The following is a 22,202-nucleotide window of genomic DNA, read 5'->3' as shown; positions in this document are numbered from 1 at the left end:
GCACCCACAAAATTTGGGTGCGGGAATATCACCGTAAATCCAAAACTTTCAAGTACACGAGTATGACAAAGATTTATCAACGGGCCATGGCTGTTGCCCTGGCCGGAACGACTCTCCTTGGAGCCGGGTTGTGGTACAAACACCGAACAGACCCGGTCCCTTCCAAACCGGTTACAAAAAGCACCGGCGCATTGCCGACAGGCGTTTCCGAAGCGACGCTGGCGAATATCCGCAGTTCACTGGCAAAACAGGAATACCACATTTCGTTCGATGAACAAAAAAAGAAACTGCAAAGCCCCAACCGCCGCAACAACATCCGCGCTTACTACGAGCCGGGTAAGCTCACGGTTGAGACACGCGTCGACACAACCGGCGACGGCTTCGAGATGGAACTCGTGAATGAAGGCGTATTCGCCGACGGCAAGCTGCTCTATGCACCCGAAATCACTGCAAAAGCTGATCACCATGAAAACAAAGTGCAAATCAGCCACAGCGCATTCACCGAGGAATTTATCAACAATGAAGACGGCGTCCGCCAGAATTTCATCGTCCAAACCGCCCCGGAAGGCACCCGCCAGTTGCAGGTAAAAATGACCGCCAAAGGCCTCAAAGTCGAACAAGGCTCCGGCAATGAACTGCACTTCTATTCCCAGACTTCCGACGGCAAAACCCGCAATGAGCTCGTTTACAGCGACCTCAAATGCTGGGACGCCGACAAAAAGCCGCTGAATGCGACGCTGGCTTATGTGGATAACCGCATTCAGATCAGCGTCGATGTAGCAAATGCTGTTTACCCCGTTACAATCGACCCCATTATTGCTAATGGTACGCCGCAGAATGCGAACAAGGTACTCGAGATCAACCAGAGCTACATGTGGCTCGGTTTCTCCGTGGCTAGCGCAGGGGATGTCAACGGGGATGGATACAGCGATGTGATCGTAGGTGCGCCGCAGTATGACAAGGGGCAGGATAACGAAGGGGCAGCATTTGTGTACTTGGGACATGCCTCTGGCCTGACTTTGACAGCCGTTACCCTGGAATGCAACCAGGCCAATGCTCAAATGGGTTATTCCGTGGCCAGTGCGGGCGACTTTAATGGGGACGGACTAAGTGACGTCCTTGTAGGAATACCATTTTACGACGCTAGCAATAGTACCTACAAGGATGCTGGGATGGCAAGACTTTACTACGGATCAGCCCAAAACATCATTGCAACTTCTTCGCCGAAAGACTTTCTCACATCTAATCCAGGCGACAACTATGGAATATCTGTTGCCACAGCAGGTGATATCAATGCGGATGGATATAGTGACATTATCATAGGAGTACACCAATTCGATGATGGGGAAAACGATGAAGGTGCTGCGATGGTTTGGTACGGAGCACAAAACGTACAGAAGGAAAAACAACAACTCCAAATCAACCAGGCCAACGCCAAGTTCGGCTACTCTGTCGCTGGTGCAGGTGACATCGACGCCGACGGATATAGCGATATCATTGTAGGCGCACGCTGGTATACCAACGGGCAGGGCCAGGAAGGCGAAGGTGCGGTTTTCATCTACAGAGGAAGTAATAGTGGATTGGTTACCAATAATCCAACAATCATAGAAGGAAACCAATACAATGCCGCGATGGGCAACAAAGTGAGTTCGGCCGGTGATGTGAATGGGGATGGGTATAGTGATGTGCTTATTAGTGCCTATTTATATGATGATGACTCTGGAAATGATCTGGGAAGAGTGACTTTGCATCTTGGATCCGCAACAGGCATTAACACGCAGCCAGCAAGACACTTTGTGGGCATGTCAAATGACGAACGTATGGGCTCCTCCATTGCCTGCGCGGGTGATGTGAATGGGGATGGCTACTCGGACATCCTGATCGGTGCCCAGCACTGGGACAATGGCCAGTTCAATGAAGGCGGTGTGTTTATATATCATGGTTCAAAAAACGGCATACCTGCCGGCACCACTCCCGCTTCCACACTGGAAAGCAACCAGGGCGACGGCTGGTTCGGCACCGCTGTCGCCAGCGCCGGCGATGTAAACGGAGACGGGTACAGCGATATTCTTATCGGCTGCTACACTTTTGACAACGGCCAGAAAGATGAAGGACATGTGTTTGTTTATCACGGCGGTGCGGAAGGGATTGGAACCGATGACTCGCAGACGCTCACGAACGGCAAAACCGGGGCCCAAATGGGCCTTTCCGTTGCCAGCGCGGGGGACGTCAATGCAGATGGTTACGGTGATATTGTTATTGGCGCACCGTTTTTTGATGATGGAAAAGCATTGGAAGGAGCTGCGTTCGTCTATTATGGCTCCATCGACGGACTGGCTATCAATACATACCATCTATTGAAAAAAAGTCAGGCAAATGCATACTTCGGAGGCTCCGTAGCAGGGCCGGGAGACATTAATGGAGATGGCTTCGACGACGTGATCGTAGGCGCAAAAAACTACACCTTTGGAGAAAGTGAGGAGGGGGCCGTATTTGTCTATTACGGGTCCAGTTCAGGCGTAGATCCCAATGCCGGTCAAACAGGGCTGCAGGTGAACAAGGCCGGTGCACATTTGGGTTTTGTAGTCGCCGGAGCAGGTGACGTCAATCGTGACGGTTATGCGGACTTCATTGCCGGAGCTCCTACGTATGCAAATACAGGAAATGTCTTTCTTTATTATGGCTCTTCACAGGCAATTGGAAGTCCGGTTAACATTCCAGGCCCCCAAATCAATTCCCATTTTGGAGAAGTCGTCTCATCGGCCGGAGATGTCAACGGGGATGGTTATTCGGATATCATCGCCGGGGCCTGGACAACCAACTACGGCCAGCAGGGAGAGGGAGCCGCATACGTTTATCATGGATCTTCCGGCGCATTTAATACTAACCCAGCCAAAATCCTGGAAAGTAACCAGATCGATGCCAACTTCGGATTTTCAGTGGCTTCCGCGGGTGACGCCAACGGCGATGGTTACAGTGATGTAACCGTTGGGTCGCGCTACTATGACAACAATGAATCGAACGAAGGTGCCGCATTCGTTTATTACGGAACAATGGGAGGCATAAGCGACGTGGCGCCCGCCCCGACCCGTTTGGAAACGAACGTAGCCGGTGCTTATTTCGGATGGTCGGTCAGCAGCGCCGGGGACGTAAATGGCGACGGGTACAGCGATGTAATCGTAGGAGCGCCCAATTACGTTAATGGGGGAAGCAAACGAGGGAAATGCGTATGTATTCCACGGCTCGCCTAACGGGGTGAAGACGGCGAGCTCGTTCAGCAAAGAAGGGGACATAGCCAGCAACTTTGTGGGCAAAACTGTTGCAGGTGCCGGAGACATTAATGGGGACGGATATAGCGATGTGCTTGTTGGAGCACCAGCCTATAATAACGGGCAGGCAGTAGACGCAGGAGCTGTGTTCGTGTACTATGGCAACAATGGCAAAGGCTGCCGAAACAATATACGACTCTACAATGATAACCTTCTCTCGCCCATCAGCCAAAGCCAGTTTGCCAAAACCAATTTCGGTTTGGGACTGTTTGCGAAATCGTTTATCGGTAAAAACAAGGGAAGGCTCGTTTGGGAGACTGTCTCGAATGGCACTCCTTTTTCAAAATCAGGCACACAGCCTATTACGACGAGTACGCAAAGCACCGGGCAATCGGGGTTAATTACTTTGGCTGCTACGGGAACGCAAAATATTGCAGCGGTAAGCAAGGCAGCCGGCGTAGCCACCAGAGTCCGCGCGCGCGTGCGTTACTCGCCTGTGCTGGCCATTACCGGCCAGATGTACGGACCATGGCGGTATTTGCAATCGCAATTGGCAGGCTACAACAATGCGCCGGTGCCACAAGAGGCCATGGCCGAGACGATCAGAAGAAAGGCCGGGCCGGAAATCGGGACTTCCGTTTCCCTATTCCCCAACCCGGCTTCGGACAGGCTGTTCATTCAGGTCACAGATCCTTCCGATATCCGCACAGTCCGGCTGTACAACACCAGCGGAACACCGGTATTCCAGTCGCAGCGCTACGAACACGACGTTGACGTAAGCAAATTACCCGGTGGCATCTATATCCTCATGCTCAACCGGGCCAACGGCACAACTACCTCGCATAGGATATTCATCCGGCGATAGCCCCCTTCCCCGACGCCTCCCCAATGCCATGGGGAGGCGTTTGGCTTTACAAGCTACCGGCTAATCATTGCCGCCAATCCGGCGGCTAAACAGTTTGAAATCAGATATAGAGTATCGGTAAAATTTGCGCAAGCATCTCACGTACACCCTTCTTGTAACCGATTGTTTCACTTAAAGGATTTCTTTCATTATGAAAAATCGTTACATGCCCATTCTGTACGTCGGAATGGTTTTGGCAGCTTTCGCCGCCATTTTTTACCTTTTCGACCGCATCAGCCGGTCCCTACCACGAAACCCTCTTAAAACACGGCCGGCTTCCGCACTCTCCGCGGGAATGCCGGAAGCGGCCCTGCCCGGAACAACCCTGTCAGATATCCGCAAATCGCTGGAAAAGCAGGAGTACCACATTTCCTACGATGAACAAAAAAAGAAGCTGCAAAGCCCCAACCGCCGCAACAACATCCGCGCTTACTACGAGCCGGGTAAGCTCACGGTCCAGACACGCGTCGACACAACCGGCGACGGCTTCAAGATGGAACTCGTGAATGAAGGCGTATTCGCCGACGGCAAGCTGCTCTATGCACCCGAAATCACTGCAAAAGCTGATCACCATGAAAACAAAGTGCAAATCAGCCACAGCGCATTCACCGAGGAATTTATTAACAACGAAGATGGCGTCCGCCAGAATTTCATCGTCCAAACCGCCCCGGAAGGCACCCGCCAGTTGCAGGTAAAAATGACCGCCAAAGGCCTCAAAGTCGAACAAGGCTCCGGCAATGAACTGCGCTTCTATTCCCAGACTTCCGACGGCAAAACTTGCAACGAGCTCGTTTACAGCGACCTCAAATGCTGGGACGCCGACAAAAAGCCGCTGAATGCGACGCTCGCTTATGTGAATAACCGCATTCAGATCAGCGTCGATGTAGCAAATGCTGTTTACCCCGTTACAATCGACCCCATTATTGCCAATGGTACGCCGCAGAATGCGAACAAGGTACTCGAGATCAACCAGAGCTACATGTGGCTGGGCTTTTCAGTGGCTAGCGCGGGGGATGTGAATGGGGATGGTTACAGCGATGTGATCGTGGGTGCTCCGCAGTATGACAAGGGGCAGGACAATGAAGGAGCGGCGTTTGTGTACATAGGCGGTCCCTCGGGACTCACACTTACCGCCTACACTCTGGAATGCAACCAGGCCAATGCTCAAATGGGCTACTCGGTCGCCAGCGCAGGAGATTTCAATGGGGATGGATACAGTGATGTGCTGGTTGGGATACCCTATTATGACAATAATTTTCAGAATGAAGGTATGGCTAATCTCTATTTTGGCTCAGCACAGGGTATCCCCGATAACTCCGTTCCGATGAGCTTCGCCACTCATAACGCGGAGGATCTCTTTGGCGTCGCGCTAGCCACAGCCGGTGATATCGATGCCGATGGATACAGCGACATTATCATTGGAGCGCACCAGGCAGATTATCACCGCGGAATTGTGCTCGTTATCCAGGGAGCTGGTACCAACATAAAAGGCATAGTAACTCTTCATCCTGGCTTTGCCGACGCTAGGTTCGGCTACTCCGTCGCTCCTGCCGGCGACGTGGATGCTGACGGATACAGCGATATCATCGTTGGCGCCCGCTATTATACCAATGGGCAGGGACAGGATGCGGAAGGAGCCGCATTCATTTACCGCGGAAGTGCCAATGGATTACTCTCCAACCCGCTAATCATAGAAGGTAACCAATACGACGCCGGTTTAGGAAACAACGTGAGCTCGGCGGGCGATGTGAACGGGGACGGATATAGCGACGTACTTATCGCAGCCTATGTATATGATGGGCCGAACTTGAAGGACCAGGGAAAAGTTTCCCTGCACCTGGGTTCCTCTACCGGCATCAACCCGCAACCCGCCAGGGTCTTTGAAGGCGGCCATGTCAATGACCGCATGGGTTCTTCCATCGCCTGCGCAGGTGACGTCAATGGCGACGGCTATTCCGATATACTTATTGGTGCGCAATACTATGATAACGGCCAATTCAATGAAGGCTCTGTATTCGTTTACCACGGATCCAAAGACGGCATTGTCGGAAGCCCGGTCTCCACCCTGGAAAGCAACCAGGCCGACGGCTGGTTTGGCACAGCCGTCGCCAGTGCGGGGGATGTGAACGGTGACGGTTACAGCGATATTCTTATCGGCTGCTACACTTTTGACAATGGCCAGAAAGACGAAGGCCATGTGTTTGTTTACCATGGCGGGCCGGAAGGGATTGGGACAAATGAGACGGTGACGCTTACGGCAAGTGCTGCCGGCGCGTTGGGTTCCTCCGTAGCAAGCGCTGGAGATGTGAACAGCGACGGCTACGATGATATCATTGTAGGCGCTCCGACATTTGACGTTAATGGAACCGTAGGAGGTATAGCTGTACTATACTACGGTTCTTTGAATGGTATTGAATCAAGCAATCAACTGGTGCTAAGCAAGAACCTGGCTGACAGCTACTTTGGCTGTTCGGTAGCCGGTGCCGGCGATGTGAACGGTGACGGTTATGGCGATGTGGTTGTCGGCGCGAAATACTACTCCAACGGTCAGGACGATGAGGGCGCCATTTATATCTACCATGGGTCATCAGGTGGGTTAGGCCCGCAAGAAGTGATTCATTTTGAGAGAGGTATAGCAAATAGCTATTTCGGCCATGCAGTCGCGGGGGCGGGGGATATCAACAGGGATGGATACGCGGACATTGTCGTCGGCGCCCCGGGTTCCCCGAATGCTGCATACGTATACCAGGGGTCTGCTGCCGGGATCACAGGGAACCCAAAAGTTCTTCAATCTGGCCAGAATGGCTCAAATTTCGGAAAGAGCGTGGCTGCTGCCGGAGATGTCAACGGAGATGGCTACGGTGACGTTATTGTAGGCGACGACTGGTACGGCCAGGAAGATGCCGGTGCCGCTTTCGTTTATCATGGGTCAAATAGTGGAATAGTAGTCAACCCTGCCGCCACTTTGCTTTGCGATCAGCAAGGCGCTATAATGGGCAGATCGGTGGCCGGGGCAGGAGATGTTAATGGGGATGGTTATTCGGATATCATCGTCGGCGCGCCCAACTATAATAACGGCCAAGAATATGAGGGCGTCGTGTTAGCTTACTACGGCTCGTCAACAGGGATTTCCAATACCAGCCCACTGTTGCTGGAAATGAACAAGGATTATGACCACTTCGGTGAGGCAGTTAGTGGTGCCGGCGATGTGAACGGGGACGGATACAGCGATATTATTATTGGAGCCCCCTATTTCAGCGAAGGAGAGCTGGCTGAGGGGGCGGCTTACGTTTTTCACGGATCGCCGACGGGTTTAAAGACTTCACCTGCCTTTCAACTTGAAAATGGTAATATTGACAATGCATATATTGGTTTTGATGTCGCGGGCGCCGGCGATGTGAACGGTGACGGGTATAGTGACATCATCGCAGGTGGTCCATATGCATTTGGCGTTGGCGCCGCAGTTGTGTGCTACGGCAACAACGGCAAAGGCCTGCGAAACAACGTCCGCCTCTTCAACGACGATTTACTCTCACCCATCAGCCAAAGCCAGTTTGCCAAAACCAATTTCGGTTTGGGACTGTTTGCGAAATCGTTTATCGGTAAAAACAAGGGAAGGCTCGTTTGGGAAACTGTCTCGAATGGCACTCCTTTTTCAAAATCAGGCACACAGCCTATTACGACGAGTACGCAAAGCACCGGGCAATCGGGGTTAATTACTTTGGCTGCTACGGGAACGCAAAATATTGCAGCGGTAAGCAAGGCAGCCGGCGTAGCCACCAGGGTCCGGGCGCGCGTGCGTTACTCGCCTGTGCTGGCCATTACCGGCCAGATGTACGGACCGTGGCGGTATTTGCAATCGCAATTGGCAGGCTACAACAACGCCCCGGTGCCGCAAGAAGCCATGGCCGAGACGATCAGAAGAAAGGCCCGGCCGGAAACCGAGACTTCAGTTTCACTATTCCCCAACCCGGCTTCGGACAGGCTGTCCATTCAGGTCACAGATCCTTCCGATATCCGCACAGTCCGGCTGTACAACACCAGCGGAACACCGGTATTCCAGTCGCAGCGCTACGAACACGACATTGACGTAAGCAAATTACCCGGTGGCATCTATATCCTCATGCTCAACCGGGCCAACGGCACAACTGCCTCGCACAGGATACTTATCCGGCGATAGCCCCTTCCCGACGCCTCCTCCAGTGCCGTGGGGAGGCGTTTTCTTTAAACAATCCGGACATCCGATACCGACGAATCATTCGATATCGTCCGGCGGCTAAACAGTTTGAAATCAGATATAGAGTATCGGTAAAATTTGCGCAAGCATTTCACGTACGCCCTTCTTGTAACCGATTGTTTCACTTAAAGATTTTTTCACTATGAAAAATCGTTACATGCCCATTCTGTACGTCGGAATGGTTTTGGCAGCTTTCGCCGCCATTTTTTACCTCTTCGACCGCATCAGCCGGTCCCTACCACGAAACCCTCTTAAAACACGGCCGGCTTCCGCACTCTCCGTGGGAATGCCGCAAGCGGCCCTGCCCGGAACAACCCTGTCAGATATCCGCAAATCGCTGGAAAAGCAGGAGTACCACATTTCCTACGATGAACAAAAAAAGAAGCTGCAAAGCCCCAACCGCAGCAACAACATCCGCGCCTACTACGAGCCGGGTAAGCTCACGGTTCAGACACGCGTCGACACCACCGGCGATGGTTTCAGGTTGGAATTGCTAAATGAAGGCATATTCGCCGACGGAAAGCTGCTCTATGCGCCCGAAATTACCGCCAAAGCCGGGCACCACGAAAACAAGGTGCAGATCAGCCACAGCGCATTCACCGAGGAGTTCATCAACAATGAAGACGGCGTCCGCCAGAATTTCATCGTCCAAACCGCCCCGGAAGGCACCCGCCAGTTGCAGGTAAAAATGACCGCCAAAGGCCTCAAAGTCGAACAAGGCTCCGGCAATGAACTGCGCTTCTATTCCCAGACTTCCGACGGCAAAACCCGCAATGAGCTCGTTTACAGCGACCTCAAATGCTGGGACGCCGACAAAAAGCCGCTGAATGCGACGCTGGCTTATGTGGATAACCGCATTCAGATCAGCGTCGATGTAGCAAATGCTGTCTACCCCGTTACAATCGACCCCATTATTGCCAATGGTACGCCGCAAAATGCGAATAAGGTACTCGAGATCAACCAGAGCTACATGTGGCTGGGTTTCTCGGTATCGAGCGCGGGGGATGTGAATGGCGACGGCTATAGCGATGTGATCGTGGGTGCACCACAGTATGACAAGGGGCAGGATAACGAAGGGGCAGCGTTTGTGTACAAGGGTGGTGCGTCCGGTTTGACCCTGACGGCTGTTACCCTTGAAGTTAATCAGGCCGATGCTCAAATGGGATATTCTGTGGCTAGTGCGGGGGATTTCAACGGAGACGGTTTCAGTGATGTGCTCGCGGGAATTCCATTTTATGACGATGATGAGACCAATAATGCAGGAGCCGCAGTACTTTATCTAGGTTCTGCAACATTTTTCACTTCTACAATCATTGGTCACACGTATCTTAATGGAACACTCGGAGCCTTGGTAGGTGTATCGGTGGCAACGGCAGGTGATGTCAACGGCGACGGATTCAGCGACGTGTTGATAGGTGCCAGTCAAGATTCTAATGGGCAAAGCAAAGAGGGAACCGTGACATTAAGCTACGGAAGTGCAAACGGCAACCTCTTCGCCAACTTTACTACTCTCGAAATAAATCAAGCCAATGCTCAATTCGGTTATTCGCTAGGCCCGGCAGGCGACGTCGATGCCGACGGTTTCAGCGACATCATCATAGGTGCCCGGTGGTACACCAACGGTCAGGGTCAGGACGGAGAAGGGGCCGCTTTCATTTATCGTGGCGGCAATGGCGGTTTGCAGGGAAACCCGACCATCATAGAAGGTAACCAATACGACGCCGGTTTAGGCAACAAAGTGAGCTCGGCCGGCGATGTGAACGGGGATGGATATAGCGACGTACTTATCGCAGCCTATGTTTATGATGGGCCGAACTTAAAAGATCAGGGAAAAGTTTCGCTGCACCTGGGTTCCTCTACCGGCATCAACCCGCAGCCTGCCAGGGTCTTTGAAGGCGGCCATGCCGACGACCGCATGGGTTCTTCCATCGCCTGCGCAGGTGACGTCAATGGCGACGGCTATTCCGATATACTTATTGGTGCGCAATACTATGATAACGGCCAATTCAATGAAGGCTCTGTATTCGTTTACCACGGATCCAAAGACGGCATTGTCGGAAGCCCGGTCTCCACCCTGGAAAGCAACCAGGCCGACGGCTGGTTTGGCACAGCCGTCGCCAGTGCGGGGGATGTGAACGGTGACGGTTACAGCGATATTCTTATCGGCTGCTACACTTTTGACAATGGCCAGAAAGATGAAGGCCACGTGTTTGTGTATCATGGCGGCGCGGAAGGGATTGGGACAAATGGGGCGTATAATATGGTCGGGACTGATGGCGGTTCAAAGATGGGCTATTCCGTCGCCAGTGCAGGAGATGTGAATGGAGACGGCTTTGATGATGTGATCGTAGGTTCTCCGGAGTATGATTACAATGGAGTGGCAGGAGGAATTGCCATTGTATACTACGGAGCATCGAACGGCCTTGATGCGAACAATAAACTTATTTTGAGCAAGAATCAAGGAGGTAGCTATTTCGGTGGTTCGGTAGCGGGCGCTGGTGACGTCAATGGAGATGGTTACGGTGACGTGATTGTTGGGGCAAGTGAATATGATAATAATGAGGCAGACGAAGGAGTTGCGTTCGTTTATTATGGCTCAAATACTGGTATAAATGCAGGTACCAGTATTCTATTGGAAAACAACTTTGCTTATTCCGATTTTGGTAGTGCTGTTTCCGGTGCTGGAGATATTAATCGCGACGGATACGCCGACATAATCATCGGTGACGAAGACTACTATACAGCTGGCCAAAGTTACGAGGGTGCAATTTTCATCTACTACGGCTCGGCAGCAGGACCTTCAAACCCGGCTATCATTGAATCGAACATAGGCTTCGCGTCCTTGGGTGGCTCGGTATCGTCCGCAGGGGACGTGAACGGCGATGGTTATGGTGATATCATTGCTGGTGCCGCATATTATGGTGGTAAGGGAGCAGCGTATATCTTTCATGGATCGGCGCAGGGCATTGGAAGTAGTCCAAAAATAATCCAAGGGGATCAAGATGATGCTCTATTTGGACTTTCGGTTTCCGGCGCTGGTGACATTAATGGCGATGGTTATAGCGACATTGTCGTCGGGGCTCCACGTTACGACAAAAACGAACAGGGTGAAGGCATTGCATTTGTTTATTACGGCACAAATAGCGGTATCAGTGACGTGAGCCCCACTATCCTCGAACAAAACATTGTAAGCGGAGGCCTCGGATTCACCGTCCACACAGCGGGCGATGTCAATGGAGACGGATATAGTGACATTATATTAGGTGCTGGTGATTTTGGCGGCGCCAACGCTTCGACCATCAAAGGAAAAGCATTTCTGTATCATGGCTCTCCAACCGGTATCAAACCTACTGCTTCGTTTAGTACAGAAGGCAATCATGACGGTGCTAACCTCGGCTACTCGGTTTCCGGTGCGGGTGACGTAAATGGTGATGGATATAGTGACATTATCATCGGTGCTCCCCACGCCAATGTAGGCCTGGTGACTGACGGAGGTAACGCGTCCATTTTCTACGGCAACAACGGCAAAGGCCTGCGAAACAACATCCGGCTTTACAATGATAACTTCGTTTCTCCCATCAGCCAAAGCCAGTTTGCCAAAAGCAATTTCGGTTTGGGGCTGTTTGCGAAATCGTTTATCGGTAAGAACAAGGGAAGGCTCGTTTGGGAAACTGTCTCGAATGGCACTCCTTTTTCAAAATCAGGCACACAGCCTATTACGACGAGTACGCAAAGCACCGGGCAATCGGGGTTAATTACTTTGGCTGCTACGGGAACGCAAAATATTGCAGCGGTAAGCAAGGCAGCCGGCGTAGCCACCAGAGTCCGCGCGCGCGTGCGTTACTCGCCTGTGCTGGCCATTACCGGCCAGATGTACGGACCATGGCGGTATTTGCAATCGCAATTGGCCGGCTACAACAACGCCCCGGTGCCTGAGGAAACTGCGGCAGAGACGGTCATTCGCAAGGTAGCAAATACGGAAAACTCGAAAACGGCTGTCGTTCCTTTCCCTAACCCGGTTTCGGACAAGCTGTTTATCAAAACTGAAAATGCGGACCAGATCCGTTCTGTCCGTTTTTTCGCGCCCGATGGAAAGCTCCTGTACCAATCGCAAAATGTCGCCGCGGGTGTGGACGTAAGCCGGCTCGACACGGGCGTATATCTGCTGCAGGTCTCGCGGAAGGATGGCTCTCACAGCTCCCACAAGGTGATAGTGGATAAATAGGCATCCGCCTGAGCATCCAAGCGGTCTTTTCGGAATCCGGAAAGGCCGCTTTGCCATATAATCACTGCAGTGTTCGCCAGGCTAAACGGTTTCGGTAACAGAATGCATCGAATGCAAAATTTGATGCGGCTTTGCCATTACACTGTTTCTTAATAATAACATTCATTTCAGATGAAACACACTTACAAGTCCATGCTCCTCGCAGCGATGGCCCTGGCGGCGGGCGCCGCAGGTTATTTCGTTACCAATCCCGGCGACGCTCGCCTATTGGATCCGATCACTGCAAAACAAAGGCCTGCCACCGATCGCGAGCAAACTGCAGGGTTATCCCCGGCAACTATCGACGGTATTAAAGATGCGATCGCCAGACAAGAGTATCACATTTCGTACGACGAGGTCACTCAAAAGCTCCAAAGTCCGAACCGCAAGCAAAACCTGAGGGCCTATTACAAACCCGGGAAGCTGACCGTCCAAAACCGCGAAGATTCTGCAGGGCATAATTTCAGACTGCATCTTACCAACCAGGGCATTTTTGCCGACGGAAAGAAAATTCTTGCTGCGCAGGCCAGCGCAAAGTCGAGCAACAACGAGAACAGGCTATTGATCGAACATGAAGGTTTCACCGAGGAATTCATCAATACAGAAGACGGCATCCGCCAGAATTTCATCGTTAAACATGCTCCTGAGAATACCCGGAATTTACAGGTCAGACTTTCTGCCGAAGGTCTGAAAGCGAAAAATGGCGGCGAAAACGAAATCCGCTTCTACCGTGGAAATACGAATGGTGAATTCGAAGACTGCGTCGTATACAGCGATCTGCATTGCTGGGATGCCAACAAAAAGCCGTTGGAAGCGACGCTCGCGTATGTCAATGACCGCGTGGAGATTAATGTGAATGTCGAAGGCGCGGCTTATCCGGTAACGATTGACCCTATCCTCGCCAACGGTAATCCTAACACGGCCGATAAAACCGTTGAGCTCGACCAAAGCAATGCCTGGCTGGGATATTCAGTATCCAGCGCCGGGGACATGAACGGTGACGGTTACAGCGATGTCATCGTTGGCGCGCCAATGTATGACTGGAATGGAGTCGATGCTGGCGTCGCCTATGTATTTCCCGGCACAGCTGCAGGGTTGTCCCTGAACGGTCAGCGTCTTAACCGTAACCAGGCATATGCGCAAATGGGTTACTCCGTTGCCAGTGCCGGCGATGTAAATAAAGACGGATACAGCGATGTAATTGTGGGATCACCGTACTGGGAAGACGGTCAAAACAACGAGGGAGCGGCATTTCTTTACTTCGGTGGAAAGCCCGACGCTCAAACAGCACCGATCGGTATCAATCCGGGCAATTTCATAATCCTTCAACCGGATCAGGCTGATGCCGGATTTGGTACATCAGTCGCAATGGCCGGCGATGTCGATGCGGATGGTTACAGCGATTTCCTCGTGGGTGCACCACAGTACGACAAAGATCAGGCGAATGAAGGCGTGGCATTCCTCTACCATGGAGGTAATACGGGTTTCGAACCTGGTGAAACCGAAATTCTGGAACGTAATCAACCCGGCTCCATGATGGGCTTTTCGGTGGCAGGCGCCGGTGACGTCAATGGCGACGGCGCCAGTGATGTAATCGTGGGTGCAAGGCTTTATACGGACGGGCAATCCCTTGAAGGCGCCGCGTTCGTGTACTATGGCAGTGTAAATTCTGCCCCTGTCACATCCCAGGCTCCAGCGACGCTTCAAATGAATGCCTCCGATTCCCGTTTTGGCCACTCCGTTTCAACCGCCGGCGACGTTAATGGCGACGGATTTTCCGACGTCATTGTTGGAGCGTACCTGTACGATAACGGGCAACAAGACGAGGGAGTTGCCTACATTTTCCACGGAACCGGAAACGGAATCAGCACAGCTCCTTCAACCACATTGGAAGGTAATCTGTTTGAAGCACATTACGGCGAAAGCGTGTCTGCCGCGGGAGACGTAAATGGTGACGGATATGGCGATATATTGATCGGTGCGAAATGGTACGAAAACGGCCAGAATAATGAAGGGATGGTGTTCGTGCATTACGGCTCGAAAACCGGCCTGGTTACGGCACCAGCCGCTACCATTGAAAGTAACCAGGCTGAGGGCTGGTTGGGAAGTGCCGTTGCGAGCGCCGGAGATGTAAATGGTGACGGTTACAGCGACATCATAATTGGATGCTACACCTATGACCATGGGCAGAATGACGAGGGGCAGGTGTATATCTATCACGGATCCGCCAGCAGCGTCGGGCCTACTCCTGCATCTGTCTCCAGCGCGACGGCCTCCGGTGCATTAGCAGGATCATCGGTAAGCTCGGCCGGGGATATTGATGGCAATGGGCTCGACGACATCGTAGTGGGTGCCCCTAATTACGACGGCGGACAAGTAAACGAAGGCGCCATTTTCATATCTTACGGGGATGCTGCTACCGGCGTCAATTCAGCGGTTAAAATGGAATCCAATATCGCACAGGCAAAGTTCGGAGGATCCGTTTCCGGGGGAGGCGACGTCAACGGTGATGGATATGACGATGTGATCGTTGGAGCGGCCGGAGCGGTAAACGGAGCGAACGTGGGAGCCGCCTTTCTTTATCCCGGAGGTTCGGGGGGGACTGGGAACAATTGGTAAAGAACTTTATAAAGCCAATCAGGGATTTGGAACGGCTGTTTCCGATGCAGGAGACATTAATGGCGACGGATTTGACGATATAATGGTTGGAGCGCCCAATTTCAGTGCACCTGGTGCAGCCGGCGCCGGGGCTGTGTTTATTTACCTAGGATCCAGCAATTATGTGAGCGACAATCCAACCAGTTATGTGACCTCCGGAGTTGCAGGAGCGCATCTGGGAAACAGTCTCGATAATGCCGGCGACGTCAATGGCGATGGATATAACGACATTGTTGTCGGAGCAAGCGCATTTACCGCCAACCATAGTAATGAGGGAGCCATATTCGTGTGGCATGGCTCAAGCGCGGGTATTCCCACCAACACCGTGTACAAAAGTTTAATCCAATCAGACCATGTCGACGCCGCGATGGGGACGTCGGTAGCAGGAGCGGGAGATGTCAATGGTGACGGCTTTTACGATGTGATTGTCGGTTTGCCAGGGTACAGCAACGGCCAAAGCCACGAGGGCACGGCCCGCATATACTATGGATCAACATCAGGATTGATAACTGCTATCCACACGCTTTTGGAGGCAAATCAGGCTGATGCTTCTTTTGGGAAAACTGTCGGTGGGGGAATTGATGTGAATGGAGACAGCTATGACGACGTGGTAGTAGGGGCTCCGAATTTCGATGGCCAGGCGCCCAATGGTGGTGGCGTATGGGTATTCCACGGGTCAAACGCGGGTGTTCAAAACATAGCCAGTTTTTCAGCTTCCGGTGCACAGGCCGAATCTTATATGGGAACGTCGGTTTCCGGGGCAGGGGATCTCAATGGCGATGGTTATGGTGATATCGTCGTGGGAATTCCCAACTATGACCAGAGTGGAATCACCAATGGCGGCACAACCTACGCGTACTTTGGTAACAATGGCTTGGCTGGGAAAAACAGACGAAACAATATCCGGCTTTATAATACCGGGTTCCAAAGTCCAATGACATATACGCAGAATAGCCAGAATGGCGCAGGTGTCGGCTTGTATGGCGCTTCTTTCCTGGGACGAAACAATGGCCGCCTGGTTTGGGAAACAATTACCCCCGGCAAATCATTCAGCAAAGTTGGTACTACCCCTATTACCAACAGTACCGCTTTCACAGACAAGCAAGCGGCATTTTATACTTTGAACCTTAACGGTGTCGATTTGAGGGAAATGATCAGTAAACAGGCGCAACCTGTTACACGGACCCGTGTTCGCCTCAAGTACGAACTTTCGACAGCACTTACCGGCCAGGTTTACGGCCCTTGGCGGACAATACCGGAATATTTGCTGCTAATCACAGCCCCGGCTGTGCCGGAACTTTCGGAAGTAACGGAGACTGAGCTCTTCAACGTTCGGCCTGAATACGGCGATGAGGTCACCGTCTATCCTAACCCCGTTTCTGACAAGCTATTCATCAAATCGGCAAACGCCGACCAGATCAAGGCTGTGCGGTTAATTTCCATGAACGGACAGATTTCCTGGCAGTCGGTGAAGCCACAGACAGAGCTGGATGTGAAACACCTGGCTACCGGGGATTATATCCTGCAAATCGACCGCAAGGATGGTACACAAACTTCCCGCCGGGTAGTTATCAGAAAATAAGAGCACGATCAGGTATCAAATGCATCCCGGAAATTCCGGGATGCATTTTTTATTTCCGAAGGTTCATTTATCTCCAACCGATCGGACATCGCTTTTCATTTTATAACCCACTCATTATCAACTTGTAGCTATAACCAGAACAATATCCCCTTCGACTTTAAACCGGACAAGTCTATGAAAAAGCACTACACCGTCATTGGAGGCTCGGTCGCAATGGCCGCCATTATAACTATTCTGATCCTGGCTTCGCCAATCCGAAATTACAAGAAGCAAACTTTCTCCAACCTGCCGGATATCGCGAAACCTTTGTTGACAAATCATCCGACGGGCAGCGTGTTAACCAGCATTCAAAACGACATTGCGAAACGGGAATACCACATTACCTACGATTCGGCCCGTCACGCTTTGCAAAGCCCCAACCGGCAGCACAACCTCAGGGCCTATTACCAGCCCGGTAGCCTTTCCATTCAAAACCGCATCGACTCCGCAGGCAGGAGCTTCCGAGTGAAACTTGTCAACAAAGGGATCTATGCTGATGGGGAGCTAATTGCCGAAGCCAAAGCGAATGGCCGCACCGAAACAAGAGACGACACACTGAAAATCGATCACGGTGCATTTACCGAAGAATTCATTAACAACCAGGCTGGTATCCGGCAAAACTTCATTATTGCCCATGCGCCTGCACATACGCAGCAACTATCTGTGCATCTGCTGGTCCAGGGCTTGCATGCGCGGCAAGTGGACGATGGCCGGTTAGCATTTTATTCCAATGACGGCGGCGAAAGAACCGACCTGTTGACATACAGCGACCTGAAATGCTGGGATGCGAATGGAAAACTACTGGCCGCCAACCTGGCCCTTTCCGGGAAAGAGATTGCAATAAATGTCGAGGTAGCGAATGCGGCTTACCCGGTCACCATCGACCCCATCATCGCTAATGGTAACCCTGCCAATGCCGACAAGACACTGGAAATCAATCAAAGCTATGCATGGCTGGGCTTCTCGGTTTCCACTGCGGGCGATGTAAACGGCGACGGGTACAGCGACATACTCGTAGGTGCTCCTAAATACGACAACGGCCAGGCCGACGAGGGCGCGGCTTTCCTCTACCCCGGTACGGCCGGCGGAATCAGCCTGGCAGCAACGGTATTGGAATGCAATCAGGCCAATGCCCAAATGGGTTACTCGGTGAGCAATGCGGGGGATATCAACAAAGATGGTTTCTCCGATATTATGGTAGGTGTTCCCTACTACGATGCCTCGGCATCCAATGAGGGTGTGGTGATGATCTACAAAGGTTCCGCAAACGGATTGGTCACAAACAGCCCTTATGTTTTCAAGCTCGACCAGGCAGAAGCCAATTTGGGCATTTCCGTAGCCATGGCGGGCGACGTCAATGGTGATGGTTACTCGGATATGCTCGCGGGCGCCCATCAGTTCGACAACGGGCAGTCCAATGAAGGCGTCGGCGTTCTGATCCTGGGTGCACCGAATGGATTGGGATTGGTAACATTTATGGAATGCAACCAGGCCAATGCCATGATGGGCTTTGCCGTAGCGGGTGCTGGCGATGTGGACGGCGACGGGTTCAGCGATGTAATGGCCGGTGCGCGGTTTTATAGCAACGGACAAGCCCTGGAAGGTGCAGCATTCATTTTCAAAGGCTCGGCTGCGGGACTGATAACCGCCAACCCGACGGTGATTGAAAGCAACCAGGTCGATGCCCGGCTCGGGCATGCGCTCGCCTCCGCGGGCGACGTGAACGGGGACGGCTTCTCCGACGTGGCGCTAGGTGCGTATCAATACGACAAGGGTAGCAGCAATGAGGGTGTGGTCATGATCCATTACGGTTCTGCCAATGGCATCAACACGGTACCTGCGCTGACACTCGAAAGCGACCAGGCGGAAGCGCAATTCGGAATTTCGGTGGCCTGCGCGGGTGATGTAAACGCCGATGGCTTTGCAGATTTAATCGTCGGGGCCAGGTATTACGACAAAGGGCAGCAAAACGAAGGTGCCGCATTCATCTACCAGGGCTCTCAAAACGGATTGAACGCAACGCCGCTATCGGTCCTGGAAAGTAACCAGGGTGACGCATGGTTGGGCAGTGCGGTAGCTCCGGCTGGTGATGTGAATGGGGACGGGTTTAGCGATGTGCTGGTGGGAAGTTATGCTTTTGATCATGGGCAGACCGATGAGGGGAGTGTGTTTGTTTGGTATGGGGGCTCGAAAGATATAGAGAATATCCCGGTCATACTCGAACTCAATCAGACGGACTCGTTCTTTGGACGCTCAATTTCGGATGCAGGTGATGTTAATGCCGATGGTTTCAGTGATATAGTTGTTGGTTCACCGGGATTTGATAACGGGCAAAGCAACGAGGGTGCCGCATTTGTGTATTATGGTTCTAAATCAGGCTTGCAATTAGCATCAGTCAAACAATTAGAAATCAATCAGGCAGATGCATTTATGGGATGTTCGGTGTCGTCAGCAGGTGATGCGAATGCGGATGGATATGGCGATATTATCGTGGGTATCCAGCGTTACGGCAGTAATCAAAGCTACCAGGGGGCTGCAATGATTTACTATGGATCTAAAAATGGTGTTTCTATCGACAAACCCACACTTCTAGAAAGCAATTACTTCGGTATGCAGTTGTCAACATCCGTCTCAAAGGCAGGCGACGTCAATGGAGATGGCTATGGAGAGGTTTTACTAGGGCAATGTCGCCATGATTTACTTCAACAAGGCAGAGCGATCGTCTATTTTGGCGGAGCGGAAGGAATCAGTCCTTCCTCGAATACAACCTTACAAATCAACAACACGAGTGCTTTGTTTGGTGACGCCGTTTCAAACGCTGGCGACGTAAACAACGACGGGTTTGATGACATATTAGTGGGTGCACCTAATTACAACAGCAATGGAGCAGCTTTTCTATATTATGGAGCTGCAAGTGGGCTGTCTGCGCAACAGCCTGTTACCATTAGTGGAAGCGGCAACACGGGGAGTTCGGTGTCAAGCGCAGGAGATATTAATGGGGATGGTTTTGGTGAGGTATTAATAGGGGCTCCGTTCTATATCCACCCCTCCGGACAAACAGGTGCCGCACTTATTTTCTTTGGTTCAGGCAATGGCCTGAATGTGAATAATCCCACCATTTTAAAAGGGGAGAATGCAAACTCAAATTTTGGTTTTTCCGTTTCCAGCGCCGGGGATATTAACGGCGATGGATACAGCGATGTGTCCGTCGGAAGCCCGGGTGAGTTTAACGGTAACGCTATGGCAGGTGCTGTGTATTTGTATTTTGGAACCGCCAATGGCATAGATGCAAATTCGGCTAAAGCCTTTTCCAATAATCAGTTCGGTAGTCAGCTAGGAATATCCGTGTCAGCATGCGATGTCAACGGAGATGGTTATTCGGACATTGTAACCGGCGCTTATATGTATGACAATCCCGAGCCTAATGAAGGAATTGCTCTGCTATATTATGGAAACAGTGCGTTGGGTGTCTTGAACAACCTCCGCCTCTACAACACCGACCTCGCCACCCCCATCAACCACACCCAATTCCCGCAAGCCAACTTCGGTGCGGGCCTGTTTGCCAAATCCTTCACCGGCCGAAACAAAGGCAAGCTGGTATGGGAAACCAAGCCGTTGGCGCAAGGCTTCTCCAAAGGCAGCAACAACCGTATTACCAATAGTACCCAATCGTCAAATTCACAAAGTGCCTATTCGAATCTGGGAACCACTGGTTTGGAGCTTAAAAATGTAATAGACAAGCAAGGGCCGGGAACCAAAGTGCGCGTGCGTGTCAAATATGATCCTGTTTTGGCATTGACCGGGCAATCCTATGGGCCATGGCGCTATTTACCGGCTTATCTGATGGGCAACAGCACCGCACCGGTGCCGGAAGAAGAGGGAAATGATTTAGCAGAAAACATTGAAAAGAAAATCATTCATTTGGAGAAAGGGAAAGCACCGGAACTAGCCACGATTTATCCTAACCCTGTTTCCAACCGGTTGAATATCGATTTCAAGGCCAACGACCGGGTGCGGAATTTGAAAATCCTTGCAGCAAGCGGGCTGGTCGTCTATCAGTCAAACACGTTCCAGCCATTTATTGATGTGAGCCAATTCCCGGAAGGCGCTTACGTCCTGATCATCACGAAAACGGACGGTTCCCACACGACCCGCAAAATCCTGATAAGCCGTTGAAAAATAGTATCGATAAGGTTTAGTGGTAATGCCAAAGGCGTTCGCGAATGTTCGTGAACGCCTTTTTTGTTAGATTAACCTTATATCCGGGCAACCTTCGGCGAAGGGTTATTCCCACAACTTCGAAGGATAAACTCCCGCCGCATGCAGCGCAGTCAATGACGCTTGCACCGACGGCTTGTCCTCGGGATAGGTAACCCCGAACCAGTCCGAAGCAATGCGGAACACACGGCAGTCGCCCAGGCCATTTTTAATGATGTGCGTCATCACGGTCGGGATGTAGAACTCCGCTTTGGGCGTATCGATATTTTCGCGGGCGTATTTTTCAAAGAGGTCCCTGGTAATCGGGAACATCGACGGTTTGAAGCCCCAGAAATTCATGGAAACCGGCGTTTCAGGTGCCAGCTCCGTGCGGGTTTCGCCTTCTTCGAAATAGATGACGCCGTTTTCTTCGTAAATTTTGGTTCGTTCCACGACGGATTCCAGGTTGTGGTCCGCACCCTCCACACATACGCCGCGTGAGACGGTGCCGTTTTCGGACAATGTCCGTTTCAGTTCATAGCCGATCATGGCATGCTGCCGGTCGTTGGTGTCGTTTTGCAGGAAGTTGGCCATGGTTTCGAACGCGTCGCGACCGTAGAAATCGTCGGCGTTGATGACAGCGAAAGGCGTGTCGGTTTTTTCCCAGGCGCAAAGGGTTGCATGCCCCGTTCCCCACGGCTTGGTGCGCTCAACGGTGCCAAGGTCTTCGGGAACATACGATTGAATGCCCTGGATTGCAAAGTCGAAGTCGATCTTACCTTTAAGTTTCGGGGTAAAAACGGCCTCGGCGTTTTCCTTGATCTCCTGACGTACGATAAAAACTACTTTTCCAAAACCTGCGCGAATGGCGTCGTATAAAGAATAATCGATGATGGTTTCTCCGTTGGGACCGAACTGGTCGAGCTGCTTGATACCTCCGTACCTGCTACCGATGCCGGCAGCCAAAATCAAAAGAGTTGGTTTCATTCAAATGGATTTAAACGTTCCTTAATGCGGTGTGTAAAAAGACGGTTCAAATTAAATCCATTCAA

Annotated in this window: 8 protein-coding genes and 1 pseudogene; 8 read left to right on the top strand and 1 reads right to left on the bottom strand. The window is 51.8% G+C overall.

Translation table 11 applies throughout. The features are described 5' to 3' along the window. Nucleotides 1-62 precede the first annotated feature (62 nt). The 8 genes and pseudogenes from ABV298_RS17590 to ABV298_RS17555 all read left to right on the top strand — a co-directional run bounded on the left by ABV298_RS17590 (nucleotide 63) and on the right by ABV298_RS17555 (nucleotide 21,129). Nucleotides 63-3,251 carry an FG-GAP-like repeat-containing protein gene (locus ABV298_RS17590; protein WP_353717494.1) on the top strand — a complete coding sequence of 1,063 codons (3,189 nt, stop codon included), beginning with the start codon at nucleotides 63-65 and terminating at the stop codon, nucleotides 3,249-3,251. Next, on the top strand, nucleotides 3,202-4,134 hold the full coding sequence (locus tag ABV298_RS17585; RefSeq protein WP_353717493.1) for a T9SS type A sorting domain-containing protein: 933 nt from the start codon (nucleotides 3,202-3,204) through the stop codon (nucleotides 4,132-4,134). Before ABV298_RS17590 ends, ABV298_RS17585 begins: the two co-directional genes overlap by 50 nt. Nucleotides 4,135-4,324: 190 nt before the next feature. After that, nucleotides 4,325-8,353 (top strand): FG-GAP-like repeat-containing protein, encoded by a 4,029-nt coding sequence (locus ABV298_RS17580; protein ID WP_353717492.1) that lies wholly within the window; start codon nucleotides 4,325-4,327, stop codon nucleotides 8,351-8,353. Between the two features lie 199 nt (nucleotides 8,354-8,552). Beyond that, nucleotides 8,553-12,635, top strand: a complete 4,083-nt coding sequence (locus ABV298_RS17575) for an FG-GAP-like repeat-containing protein (RefSeq protein ID WP_353717491.1) — start codon at nucleotides 8,553-8,555, stop codon at nucleotides 12,633-12,635. A gap of 171 nt (nucleotides 12,636-12,806) precedes the next feature. Next, the gene (locus ABV298_RS17570) at nucleotides 12,807-15,293 is read left to right on the top strand and encodes an integrin alpha (protein ID WP_353717490.1); all 2,487 of its coding nucleotides are present in this window, start codon (nucleotides 12,807-12,809) and stop codon (nucleotides 15,291-15,293) included. Then, a pseudogene (locus ABV298_RS17565) lies at nucleotides 15,256-15,426 on the top strand (integrin alpha); the annotation flags it as partial. The gene ABV298_RS17570 and the pseudogene ABV298_RS17565, both read left to right, overlap by 38 nt. A 30-nt stretch (nucleotides 15,427-15,456) precedes the next feature. Continuing rightward, complete coding sequence (locus tag ABV298_RS17560) at nucleotides 15,457-16,914, top strand: FG-GAP-like repeat-containing protein (protein WP_353717489.1); 1,458 nt, start codon at nucleotides 15,457-15,459, stop codon at nucleotides 16,912-16,914. A 174-nt stretch (nucleotides 16,915-17,088) separates the two neighbouring features. Continuing rightward, nucleotides 17,089-21,129 (top strand): FG-GAP-like repeat-containing protein, encoded by a 4,041-nt coding sequence (locus tag ABV298_RS17555; RefSeq protein ID WP_353717488.1) that lies wholly within the window; start codon nucleotides 17,089-17,091, stop codon nucleotides 21,127-21,129. A gap of 108 nt (nucleotides 21,130-21,237) precedes the next feature. On the opposite strand, the gene ABV298_RS17550 is transcribed toward ABV298_RS17555, so the two are convergent. After that, the gene (locus tag ABV298_RS17550) at nucleotides 21,238-22,137 is read right to left on the bottom strand and encodes a sugar phosphate nucleotidyltransferase (protein ID WP_353717487.1); all 900 of its coding nucleotides are present in this window, start codon (nucleotides 22,135-22,137) and stop codon (nucleotides 21,238-21,240) included. Nucleotides 22,138-22,202: the final 65 nt, after the last annotated feature.

This window comes from Dyadobacter sp. 676 (genome assembly GCF_040448675.1).
Classification (GTDB): Bacteria; Bacteroidota; Bacteroidia; order Cytophagales; family Spirosomataceae; genus Dyadobacter.
Note: the sequence above shows the minus strand (reverse complement) of the source record. Positions and strands in the feature narration are given on the sequence as shown.

Excerpts from the sequence above, each read along its gene's own strand:
- ABV298_RS17590 (WP_353717494.1), top strand. The coding sequence starts at position 63 with ATGACAAAGATTTATCAACGGGCCATGGCTGTTGCCCTGGCCGGAACG.
- ABV298_RS17585 (WP_353717493.1), top strand. The coding sequence starts at position 3,202 with ATGGGGGAAGCAAACGAGGGAAATGCGTATGTATTCCACGGCTCGCCT.
- ABV298_RS17580 (WP_353717492.1), top strand. The coding sequence starts at position 4,325 with ATGAAAAATCGTTACATGCCCATTCTGTACGTCGGAATGGTTTTGGCA.
- ABV298_RS17575 (WP_353717491.1), top strand. The coding sequence starts at position 8,553 with ATGAAAAATCGTTACATGCCCATTCTGTACGTCGGAATGGTTTTGGCA.
- ABV298_RS17570 (WP_353717490.1), top strand. The coding sequence starts at position 12,807 with ATGAAACACACTTACAAGTCCATGCTCCTCGCAGCGATGGCCCTGGCG.
- ABV298_RS17555 (WP_353717488.1), top strand. The coding sequence starts at position 17,089 with ATGAAAAAGCACTACACCGTCATTGGAGGCTCGGTCGCAATGGCCGCC.
- ABV298_RS17550 (WP_353717487.1), bottom strand. The coding sequence starts at position 22,137 with ATGAAACCAACTCTTTTGATTTTGGCTGCCGGCATCGGTAGCAGGTAC.